This window comes from Mesorhizobium sp. M7A.F.Ca.ET.027.03.2.1 (genome assembly GCF_003999175.1).
In the GTDB taxonomy this organism is placed as follows: Bacteria; Pseudomonadota; Alphaproteobacteria; order Rhizobiales; family Rhizobiaceae; genus Mesorhizobium.
Genome location: NZ_RZOM01000072.1, coordinates 1 through 11,225 on the forward strand (window position 1 = coordinate 1; position 11,225 = coordinate 11,225).

The following is an 11,225-nucleotide window of genomic DNA, read 5'->3' on the forward strand; positions in this document are numbered from 1 at the left end:
CATAAAGCGTGCTCAGCTTTCAGGCCGAGCACTCATCCATTGTTGACAGCTCCTGTCGTCATTCAGGATCGCCCCATTCTCGCAGGCCGCTTGCAGCTTTCAGGCTGTTGTCAGCCAGGGCCGCCATAAAGGGTCTCGTTAAACAATTCAGGAGGCCGTTCCAATGAACAATCAGTTTGCGAGACTTTTTCGAGGACCAGGTATGCAGGCTTGTTTCAGGACAAAGAACTTTCTGGCGGCAACCACCGCGATGACGACGGTATTCCTGCCGGCTGTGTCTCTCGGGGTGGGTCTGGTAGCATTTCCAACTGGAGAAGCGTTGGCCGACGACCCGATTTCGATCCCGCTGGAGTATGTCGGGGAAGGCCATGACCGCCTGGGCATCTGGGCCAAGATCAACAATGGCAACGCGCAGCGATACGTATTCGACACGGGCTCGGACCAGCTCAACACGCAGATCGGGTCAGAGGTGACCGGGGTCCGCCCGATTGCCGACACGCCTTACGTATATACGTACGGGGACGGAACGTATGGTAATAAGCTTCAGAACGTGGAAATTGATAAATTTACATATGTCGATCCAGATCAAAAGATAACAATCGACGGGCCGTCTGTAAGCGATAAGAAATACCGGGCTGCTCGCATTCTCGATTTTGTCTATACCCATGCGTATTGCAAGGACAACAATCTTAAGTGCACGCCGGGATCCGTGACGGATGGACTTAAAGATATGTATGGTCAGGATCTCCAAGAACCTTATCACGCCGATAAGGAGCAGCGGGCGAAAATGACCGCTGGCAAGATGGCAGACGAAGGCGGCGATTTCGCAGGTACATTCGGGGCCGGCGATTTTCTTGGCAAGACAAGTGTCTGGGGCATGATGGGCAGTGTCACCAGGTCTGGCTACGTGGTCTCCGCCAATGTGAATCCGGATTCCGAGAGCGACCAAACGCCTGGCTGTTCCCCCTGCACGATTGTCAACCTCAATCCAAGCCTCCGGGCCCAATATACTAATGCCATGCCATGGGGAGAACCCGAGGAAAAAGATCAGGATTCTTATCAGAATTTTCCTGGCTCTGGCGCCAATGCCTCGACCGAATACGAAGGCAGCTACAATCTGCAGTACACGGTTAAGGATGGAGCCCCACCAATCACCGACCCCAACAAGACCGCGGTATTGCTCGACACCGGCACACCGGGCGGTGGCAGTCTGGAGATCAGTGATGCGATGCTGAAGCAATTTCAGGATGCGGGCGTCAAACTTAAAAATGTTCGGAGAAATGAGCAACGCGAGATCGTAAGCGCATCGGGCAACATCCCGAGCGTTACAATCGCAGGAACGGATGGCGATCCGGTAAGGCTGGACAATATCGACTTCACCTACACCAGCGGCACGACGGAACAACCCAATGACCAGACCAGTTTTGTTGCCGGTCTTGACTTCTTCAAAAACAGATCGGTCATTTTCGATCTGGAGAAGAAGTATACCGCTTATACGTCACATTTCGTCACTGCCAGCAACTTCTCTACCGATTCATCCGCACCCGAAGGGACCGGTCTGAGCAGGATCACGACGAGCATGGGGAATGAGGGCGGGTTCGGCATAGCGGGTGTCGTCTCCGGCTCCGGATCGCTGACGCTTGATACAAAGACGGTGGTCCGGATGACGAATGTCAACACCTACACCGGCGAGACGAATATTGCTCAGGATGCCTATCTCTCGCTTGCGGGGCTCGGCAACATCCAACGGTCAGCGAAAGTCGTTGCAGACGGCACGTTCGATATCTCCGAACATGGAAATGGCAGCGACTATTGGGGAATCTCCGACGCCTACAACGATGCCCGTATTCGTAGCCTGAGTGGCAGCGGAACGGTCGAACTGGGCAAGCGTACCCTGGTGCTAACGGATTCGAACGACACGTTCGCCGGCAGCATCAACGACCTCGACGTTGATAACAATAATATGGGCGGCAAACTATTCGTTGCCGGTGGCGTGCAAACGCTGAGCGGAAAGAACAATTTTTCCGGCATGACGACGGTCGGTTCCGGCGCGGGATTGCTGCTTGCCGATACAGGTGTGCTTTCCCATGATGCGACCACGTCCGGCTTTCTCGGGAATGACGGGCAGATCGGGGGCACGGCTATCGCAAACAGCGGCGGTGTCGTCGCAGGCGGCGGCACCTACGGTGCGGTCACCATTTCCGAGGGCGGCACGGTCGCTCCTGGCAGTGCGACCGATCCGAGCAGGATCGTCACCACACTGACTGTCACGGGCGATTTCGCGCAGCAGTCCGGATCGATCTATCAGGTCGACCTCGCAAGGTCGTCCGATCTCATCGATGTTGGCGGAGCAGCGGCGATCGACAGCGGCGCGCAGATCGAGCTGCTGCGGCAGGGAACGCTATCGGTCGATGCCCGATATACTCTGCTCTCCGCAGCAGGCGGCGTAAGCGGCACCTATGGCGGGCTGACGGGGGCTCTGGCGACAGACGCGACGCCCTTCGTCGATTTCCAGCTCGTCTACGATGCCAACAATGTCTATCTCGATATCAGCCGCACATCGACGGCGTTTGCCGATGTAGCCAGCACCTTCAATCAACGCTCGGTCGCCGCAGCGGCTCAGGCGCTTGGAAGCGGTAATCCGATCCAGGACAACATCCTGTTCCTGACGGCGCCGGAAGCCCGCAACGCTTTCGATATGCTATCAGGCGAGGTTCATGCTTCCATTCATAGCGGCCTCATCGAGGACAGTCATTCTGTACGCGATGCCGCGAGCGAACGGATCCGTGCGGCGTTCGACGGCGTCGGTGCCTCCAGCGTTCCGGTGATGACTTATGCGCTGGGTGGTCTGGAACTGGCCCCGGCAACGAGTGAGAATTTCGCCGTATGGGGCCGTGGCTTCGGCGCCTGGGGTCATCTCGACAGCGACGGCAATGCCGCCGGTCTCGATCACTCGACAGGCGGCTTTCTGGCTGGCGGTGACGCGGCTGTCGGCGAAAGCTGGCGGCTCGGCCTCATCAGCGGCTACAGCCATACCTCCTTGGAGGCGGACGATCGCGCGTCGTCGGGCTCGAGCGAGAATTACCATCTCGGTCTTTTTGCCGGCACGCAGAACGGCAATCTCGGTTTTCGTTCCGGCCTTGCCTATACCTGGCACAGCATCGAGACCGGCAGGTCCGTGGTCTTTCCAGGCTTCGCCGACAGCCTTTCGGCCGATTACGACGCCGGCACGTTCCAGGCCTTTGGCGAGCTCGGCTACCGTATCAATACGGCTTCGGCTTCCTTCGAGCCCTACGCTAATCTCGCTTATGTGAATTTTGACGCCGATGGCTTCACCGAGAATGGCGGCGCAGCCGCCTTGTCGAGCGGGGATCGCTCGAGCGACACGGCGTTTACCACGCTAGGTCTGCGTGCGTCGACGGTACTGACCCTCGGCACCGTGACTGCTACCGCGCGCGGCGGTCTTGGCTGGCGCCACGCCTTCGGCGACGTCAGGCCGGATACCGCTCTTGCCTTTGCTGGCGGTTCCTCCTTCGCCATCAAGGGCGTGCCGATCGCAAAGAACGCAGCTCTGCTCGAAGCTGGGCTTGACGTAAACATCACCGAGAACGCGACGTTCGGCATCGCCTATCAGGGACAGATCGCCTCGGATGCCCAGACACACGGGTTCAGCGCCAAGCTCGGCGTCCGTTTCTAAATCACCCGCAAAAGAGATTGGTTATGAAGTCAGTGAGTGCATTTTCTTTTACCGTCGTTCTCGGCTCAGCGACGGTGATGTCTGTGTCCGCCGCGCGAACGGACGATGCCTGCTACAACAAGGCACAAAGCCTATGATGACGCAATGTTCAATCGACGACCTGAAGCCAGTCGATGGCGAGCTTGACAAGCTCTACAAGGAGATGGAGACCCGGCTCAAAGAGTCCCGGCGCATGTCCAGGAACTGGTCGAGACCGCGAGGGGCTACAACGCCACCTCGGAGAACACGCGCGACGCCTACCCCAAGGATTGGCGGCATTTTTCCTCCTGGTGCCGGCGCGCTGGCTTCGATCCCCTGCCTCCGGGCTCGAAGGTGATCAGGCTCAATATCAGCGCCTGTGCCTCGGGCACCGCCGCCGGCGATCCGAAGCGTGGCGCCCCTGCCCTTTAGTTTGCGACCATCGAGCGGCGGCTTTCCGGCCTCGCCTGGAACTTTACCCAGCGCGGCCGGCCGTTGGACCGCGCGGAGCGGCATATCTATAAGGTTCTTGCCGGCATTCGCCGCAAGCACGCAAAGCCACCGCGGCAGAAAGAGGCGGTCCTGGCGACGATCTGCTGGCGATGATCGCCACGCTCGGCCACGACCTCAGGGCCTGCGCGACCGCGCTATTTTGCTCCTGGGCTGTGGCGGCGGCCTGCGGCGCTCCGAGATCGTCGGTCTCGACGTCATGCGCGACGACAACAGCGATGGCGCCAGCTGGATCGAGATTTTTGACGGCAAGGGCTGCTGGTCACCCTGCGCGGCAAGACCGGCTGGCGCGAGGTCGAGGTCGGCCGCGGCTCCAGCGACCACACCTACCCCGTAGTCGCGCTCGAGAGCTGGATCCGCTTTGGCCGCATCGCACGTGGACCCCTGTTCCGCCGCATCTTGTCGATCAGGTCGATATAATACGAAAAAGCCGCCGCCATTCGGGACGGGCGTCGGCTATCATGTCCAGCCATTATGCGGCGAGCGGATAGCTTTCGCCGGACCAGGCAGAGAACTTGGCGGCAAAAGCCTTCATCTCGTCGACCGCGAATGTGGTGCGCGGTTGCGAACTCGACTTGCTGGGCGAGAGGGACCTCGCCGAGAAAGGCGCTGACATGAGCGGGATGCTGCTTGGCCAAATCGAGATCCGCAAAGCAATCGGCCAGCGCCGCGTCGTCCAGCTGTACGCTGCAGGGCGCGTTCACGTCGTCAAGACGGATGCCAAATGCTTGCTCATAATGGCCGCAAGGTAATCGTTTCGGGTCGGAGACACAAGTTGCCGCCTCCTTCGCCGTAGAGTGGCCCGATACAATCACGATCGATATTGCCACCTCTTATCGATAGTGATCGCATAGTTCCCTGATTCGACTCTCAACCGCTCATATCAAGCGATTACTTCCATGTATCTGCTGCGCTAGCCCGTCCTGGCCTTGGAGTGTCGCTCCTCACCTCCTCCACCACTCACCAGCCCGATGGGAGTATCGCCCGCCAGCAGCTTCTCCTTGCTGAGCAGCGCGGCAACCTCAATCGCCTCGAAATCGGGCAAATCCCGCAGTGTGTCGAGGCCGAAGTGCAACAGGAAGGTCTTGGTCGTGACGTAGGTGTAAGGCGTGCCAAATTCAGCGGGCAGGCAGACGTTGACCCACAACAATCAAGGGGACGGTGCAGGCCAAGATTGCGGCAGGGCTTGGGCCCCCCACCCTTCTCCTCAGAACTCCGCTGCTTCCAGCTGGCGGCTGAAACTCACAGGCGCAGCCAGCTTGGTCTCTAACAGCATCGATCGCATCATGGTGTCTGCCATGAATCCGTGTGCGTGAAGCGCTCCAGAGCGAAGATGTTGGGCGTCAACCAGGTTCACTCCAATGAGCTTCACTTCTCGAGTTCTGCACAGTGTCCACGACTGGCGCCGGAGGTTGATCCGGTGATTAGGAGGAGCACTCGTTGTCGGATTCTCGACGATGTCGGACATGTGACACAACGCTTCCAGAGCGATCGCATTGTTCCGAAACGATTTTCCCAGTTGGCACGAAGGTTGCGGCCCTATGCGCAAAAGCACTGCGATGCCGCACCGACTGGAAGAACTCATCAATGATCACGCTTTTCGAACATGTGGGCGCCGCTACCGACACTGAGCGTTCCCGAGCCGACGGAAGCCTCTATCCCTTCTTTCTGAAGGCTGTCCGGACATGAACGCATTTGATGTCCGTCCAACGCTTGATGCTCCCGACGACGATCCCTATGTCTGGCTTGAAGATGTAGAGGGCGAGCGGGCACTTGCCTGGGCCGCCGGCCAATCGGCAAGGACTCTGAAGCACTTCGGTGGAACGCAGTTCGAGCGCGACCGCGCGGCTCTGACAGCCATTTTCGACAATCGCGACAATCTTCCCCTGATCGCGCGCCGTAGTCAGTACCTCTACAATTACTGGCGAGATGACGGTAATCCACGCGGACTGTGGCGCCGGACCACCCTTGCCGCCTACATGAAGGCGGATCCCCAATGGGAGCTACTGCTCGATCTGGATGCTCTCGCGGCTAGCGACGGAGAGGACTGGATCTGGGACGGCGCGTCCATCGAGCCGGAGAGACGGGAAAGAGCCGTTCTGCGCCTGTCGCGCGGCGGCAGCGACGCGGTCGTGCATCGCGAATTCGACCTGATTTCTCTGAGCTTTGTCGCCGACGGCTTCAACCTCCCCGAGGCCAAAGGCTACGTTAATTGGCTGGACCCTGACACGCTTCTGCTTTCCAGTGCGCTTGGTAATGGCATGGCCACCCGCTCCGGCTATGCGCGCACAGTTCGACTGTGGAAGCGTGACGCGGATCCCCTCACCACGCCGGCAATCTTCGAGGCCGGGTTCGAAAGCTTCCAAGTGTCTGGTCATTCGGACCGCACCGGCCGCAGCGAGCGCCTTTGGTTCATCGAGCAGCCGGCCTTCTTCGAGAAGATCAGCTGGATCGGCGATAGGAGCGGGCCGAGGAGGCAGATCGATCTTCCTCGCGACGCGTCGTGGCGGGTCTTCGGCGACTGGCTGGCGGTAAGGCCGCGCAAGCCCTGGACGGTGGGAGGCACCACCCATCCCGCCGACGCGCTGATCGTCATCTCGCTTTCCACTTTCCTCGCCGGCGGACGCCTTTTTGAGACCCTGTTTCAACCAGGGGAAAGGCGCTCCATGCAGTCATTCTTCTGGAATGACGGGAAGCTCATTATCTCTTACCTCGTCAATCTCGCACCGCGTTTCGAGATGTTCACTCCCGGCCACCAGGAATGGACGCGCCGAGTCCTGAACACCCTGCCCGCCGAAGGTACTGTCGACGTCTGGTCATTCGATGCGGCAGTTCACGAGACCAATGGAGAGGTCCTGATCTGTGCTCAGGATCCGATCACGCCGCCGCAGCTCTTGCTGTTCGATCTGAATGCCGCGCCGTCTCTCAGCGCTTCAGCAATCCTGAAGCGCAGCCCGGAGAATTTCGATGCATCCGGACTGGTGGTCACGCGCCACGAGGCAGTCTCTATCGATCATGAGCTGATCCCCTATACGCAGGTTGGTCCGGCGAACGGGAACGGAGATGCTCCGATTCACCTTTCCGCTTATGGCGGGTTCGGCGTATCATTCCTGCCCTACTACAACTCCCCGCTGGGCAAGCTGTGGCTCGAGCGCGGCGGCACGTGTGTCGAGGCGAACATCCGCGGCGGCGGCGAGTTCGGCACCCGCTGGCACGAAGCCGGGCGCAGGGAGGGCAAGCGTCTCGCCCACGACGATTTCGCCGCCGTTGCCTCCGACCTCGTGCGAAGGGGCATCACCCTGCCGAGGCGGATTGCCGCCGAGGGTGGCTCAAATGGCGGCCTGCTGATCGCAAACATGCTGACCCGCTATCCTGAGCATTTCGGGGCTCTGTTCTGCACAGCACCGCTTATCGACATGCGTCGCTACACCAAGCTCTTGGCGGGCGCGAGCTGGATCGACGAATATGGCGATCCGGACAAGGTTCACGATTGGGCTTTCCTGAAGGAAATCTCCGCCTATCACGCCGCAGCGCCGGGACAGCCCTATCCGCCTATCCTGATCGCCACCACGAAACGCGACGACCGCGTCCATCCGGGCCATGCGCGCAAGATGGCCGCAAAACTGCAGGCTCTTGGCTATCCCGCTTACTTCTACGAGGCCAGCGCAGGCGGGCACGGCTGCGGCGAGGACAATCGGGAGCAAGCCGCATTCATCAGTCTAGGCACCAATTTTCTCCGCAGCGCAATCGGCTTCAACGATCACCCTCCGGAGACGGCGGAACGCGTTGCAACGCAAGAGGGGCATTTGAGGTCCATCAACAATTCATTCGAGCAGGAGACGAAATAGTGCAGTGCATCCTTTCTGAACATCAAGGAGTGAATCTCATGGCGAGAACGCGAATGGGCGTAGCGCGGGCAACAGCAGCGGCGGTGGCCCTGATCATGGTGGGACAGCAGGCCGTCGCCGCGGAGCCTGCGCAAGCAGAGACCGTCCTGGCGGAGACGGGAGCCTCGGTCACCGAAGCGCCAATCCCTTGGCAGGTCCGCCTGCGGGCGTTGGGCGTCGTTACGAAAGATCTGGGCTACGTTGATACGCTTCCCGGCTCCGGTCTTTCGTATTCGGACACGGTGACGCCGGAACTCGATATCTCGTATTTCTTCACCGACAACATCGCCGCCGAACTCATACTCGGTACCACTTATGCCAACATCGCGGGCCAAGGGACGATCGGAGGGTTGGGCAACATCGGCAAAGTTTGGCTGCTGCCGCCGACACTCACGTTGCAGTACCATTTTACCGATCTCGGCGCGTTCAAGCCTTATGTCGGCGCCGGCGTGAACTACACGATCTTCTACAACCAGGACACTGGCAGCGCTGATGCTCTCAAGGTGAAGAACACGTTCGGCACGGCGCTGCAGGTCGGATTCGACTACATGGTGGACCAGCACTGGGGCCTCAACTTCGACGTGAAGAAGCTTTTCCTGAAGCCGGACTTCGACGTCACGGTGACCGGCGCGAAGCTGACGGGGAAGGCGGAGCTCGATCCCTGGCTGATAGGCGCAGGTGTCACCTACCGCTTTTGAATATCAGAGTGAAGTCTGCTTCCCGACTGCCGGTTTAAATGAAGGGCGCCTCGCGCGCCCTTTTTTACGGTCGACACTGCAGCGCAAGACCTCATGAAGCTATTGTCGGGCGGGGTTCTCTTCCGGCGGACCAAGAAGATGCACTGGCCAACCGGCCTTGCGCCTGAGGTGGAGTGCTTAGAAGCGCTTTGGATCGGGACGGGCTTTGGTATTGTGGGTGGAATGCTTCAGCCAGACCATTTGCCAGCATCGTCTCCCGGACGTCATGTGTGAGCTTCTTTGTCAGCGCAAGGCGAACACGGATCTCCTAGCAGGCCGTTGAAGAAGTGTCCCGTTTGGCCTTGAGGATTGCCTCGTCGCCGTTGTGATAGAAGGTGATGTCGATGGAGCCGTCGTCGAGCAGTTCAGCATGGCCGTCGCCTGTGACCTCGTCCATTTCGTCGAATCCGACCCATGTGAAGAAGACCGTCGACGGGCCGTAGCCGAGTTCGAGGGTTAGATGAGCCAAACGCCAGTGGGGCGTCCTGGGGACGACGCGCGCGAGATTCTGGTCGTGGTGGCCAGCCCAATACGATGTGAGAAGTTGCTGCCGGTGCGGGTACCGGAGGTCGCCGATAGTGACAGCCGATGTTCGACAGCGGCAAGGACATGCTCAGCCGTCAACGCGCCGAGGGCTTGGCCGGGAATGGTGGTGATGGAACCAATCCAGAAAGCGGCGGCTGCCCAGGAGAACGCCTTCGCGGGACTTTGACTCCAGTCCGCACACCCTGCTCAGATAGTCCGAAAAAGAGGTCAGAAGCGGAGCATCCGGATTATTATCTACACTGGGAACAGAAGCATGGAAGCGTTCTGGAGCCACTCGCCGCGCGTTTACCAGTGCCGACACTGCTCCAAGCTGACTATCTGCCATGACCACCTGCCGAACGTAGTCCGTTGATGCCACCGGTACCCTTCGCGGTCTGCTCCAGCGGGAAGATCGGGTCTGATCGACCCTGCTGACCTGTGCGGCGGCCTCTCTCGCTAGGGCGTCCCCCTTCCTGTCGTCCTCCTCCGCCGCTTTCGGCTGCTTTCGGCCCGCCGCCCTCGCCAAGGCGTCGTAGTCGGTAAGCGCGTCCTCCGTCTCCTTTAGGGGCTTCATCGCGTGACTAGAGTTTAGCGCGTGTTTGTAGGCGGCGGACCGAATGGTCGTCGAAATGCCACTCAGCGCCACCGCAAGATGCCCTAGGGCTTCCGCCTCATGATCTGACAGCGGCACGTCACGATTAGAGCCGATTGCCCTGCCTTCTTCCAGTTTCACAATGTTTGTAGTCATTTCCTGCTCCATCGCGTTGACTGAGATACGATGGAGACGGAAGTGGAGAACAAATTTTTACAAGCAACTAAGATGATATTCTCGTCAACGGGACAATAGTGGACGTTGAGGGCGGCGAACAGGGTGGTGGTGCCGTTGCGCTTGTAGTCGTGCCTCATCGTACCGAGCCGCCCCTTCTTCATCGGCAGGCCGGGTGGGTGCGGTCGAGCGCCGGATCTGGCTCTTTTCATCGACCGACAGAACGATGGCATGGGCCGGCGCATCGAGATAGAGGCCGACGACGGCGCGCAACTTGTCGACGAACTTCGGATCATTGGAGAGCTTGAACCTGGCGCCAGCGGTGGGGTGCGAGACCATGCGCCTTCCAGATGCGCCTGACGGCGCTGGCGCTGATTGCGGCGGCTTGCGCCATCATGTCGGCGGTCCAGTGGGTCCTCTCGCCCGGCGGATCGGCAAGCGTCAGTGCCACGACGCGCTCGCCGACATCGGGACCGAGCGGCGGAATGCGCCACTGTCGCGTCTTGTCGCGCAGCAGCCCGTCACAGCCTTCCGCGGCAAAGCGCTCCTGCCAGCGCCAGACGTCGGTCTTCGACTTGCCGATGCGGCGCATGACCTCGCCGGTGCCGACGCCGTCGGCGGGCAAAAGCACTATCTCGGCGCGCCAGACATGCTTTTGCGGGGCGTTGCGATCCCTGATCAGCGCCGTCAGACGGACGCGATCGGCCGACGAAACGGTGAACGATCTTCCTGTGCGCATGCGCCAGACTCGCACGCGCAGGCCAGAAAGGGAATCTCTGATTGGACTCCTATGTCAGGCGGGAACCACTAGACGCCGAGACCGCCGATGCAGACATGTTTGGTGTCGAGATAATCCACGATGCCCTGGAGGCCGCCTTCCTTGCCGAGGCCCGATTCCTTGACGCCGCGGAACGGCACCTCCGGCGTGGTGATCAGGCCTTCATTGACGCCGGTACTTCAGTCCTTCCATCACGCGGAAGGCGCGACCGAGATCGCCGGTGTAGAAGTAGGCCGCGAGGCCGAACTCGGTGTCGTTGGCGAGCGGCGTGCCCGACCTGAGACATGGGTGACGTTTTGTACCGGAC

7 protein-coding genes and 4 pseudogenes are annotated in these 11,225 nt (G+C 60.0%); 6 read left to right on the forward strand and 5 right to left on the reverse strand.

From position 1 onward, the window contains the following. Positions 1-163 precede the first annotated feature (163 nt). The 3 genes and pseudogenes from EN750_RS05520 (at position 164) to EN750_RS39310 (ending at position 4,977) form a co-directional block, all read left to right on the forward strand. A complete protein-coding gene (locus EN750_RS05520) occupies positions 164-3,697 on the forward strand; it encodes an autotransporter domain-containing protein (protein WP_127395841.1) in 3,534 nt (1,177 codons plus the stop codon). A gap of 243 nt (positions 3,698-3,940) precedes the next feature. Then, positions 3,941-4,624: pseudogene (locus EN750_RS40485) on the forward strand (integrase); the annotation flags it as partial. A gap of 116 nt (positions 4,625-4,740) precedes the next feature. Continuing rightward, the gene (locus EN750_RS39310; protein ID WP_063169293.1) at positions 4,741-4,977 is read left to right on the forward strand and encodes a hypothetical protein; all 237 of its coding nucleotides are present in this window, start codon (positions 4,741-4,743) and stop codon (positions 4,975-4,977) included. 161 nt (positions 4,978-5,138) lie between these two features. On the opposite strand, the pseudogene EN750_RS05535 reads toward EN750_RS39310, so the two are convergent. Then, a pseudogene (locus tag EN750_RS05535) lies at positions 5,139-5,339 on the reverse strand (SMC-Scp complex subunit ScpB); the annotation flags it as partial. A gap of 93 nt (positions 5,340-5,432) precedes the next feature. Next, positions 5,433-5,693 carry a hypothetical protein gene (locus EN750_RS05540; protein WP_095769041.1) on the reverse strand — a complete coding sequence of 87 codons (261 nt, stop codon included), beginning with the start codon at positions 5,691-5,693 and terminating at the stop codon, positions 5,433-5,435. A 217-nt stretch (positions 5,694-5,910) separates the two neighbouring features. Here EN750_RS05540 and EN750_RS05545 point away from each other — a divergent pair, with 217 nt between their 5' ends. Next, on the forward strand, positions 5,911-8,073 hold the full coding sequence (locus EN750_RS05545) for a prolyl oligopeptidase family serine peptidase (RefSeq protein WP_126080676.1): 2,163 nt from the start codon (positions 5,911-5,913) through the stop codon (positions 8,071-8,073). A 38-nt stretch (positions 8,074-8,111) separates the two neighbouring features. After that, positions 8,112-8,810, forward strand: coding sequence for an OmpW family protein (locus EN750_RS05550; RefSeq protein WP_063169295.1), 699 nt, complete (start codon positions 8,112-8,114; stop codon positions 8,808-8,810). A 307-nt stretch (positions 8,811-9,117) separates the two neighbouring features. Here EN750_RS05550 and EN750_RS05555 read toward each other — a convergent pair whose 3' ends face one another. Continuing rightward, positions 9,118-9,318, reverse strand: coding sequence for a hypothetical protein (locus EN750_RS05555; protein ID WP_244514237.1), 201 nt, complete (start codon positions 9,316-9,318; stop codon positions 9,118-9,120). Positions 9,319-9,437: 119 nt separating this feature from the next. Here EN750_RS05555 and EN750_RS40490 point away from each other — a divergent pair, with 119 nt between their 5' ends. Further along, entirely contained in the window at positions 9,438-9,722 is a 285-nt protein-coding gene (locus tag EN750_RS40490; RefSeq protein ID WP_245478569.1) for a hypothetical protein, read from the forward strand. A gap of 501 nt (positions 9,723-10,223) precedes the next feature. Here the strand turns inward: EN750_RS40490 and EN750_RS05565 are convergent. Together EN750_RS05565 and EN750_RS05570 are read right to left on the reverse strand one after the other, a co-directional pair. Then, positions 10,224-10,879, reverse strand: a pseudogene (locus EN750_RS05565) (IS630 family transposase); the annotation flags it as partial. A 68-nt stretch (positions 10,880-10,947) separates the two neighbouring features. Beyond that, a pseudogene (locus tag EN750_RS05570) lies at positions 10,948-11,225 on the reverse strand (aldehyde dehydrogenase family protein); the annotation flags it as partial.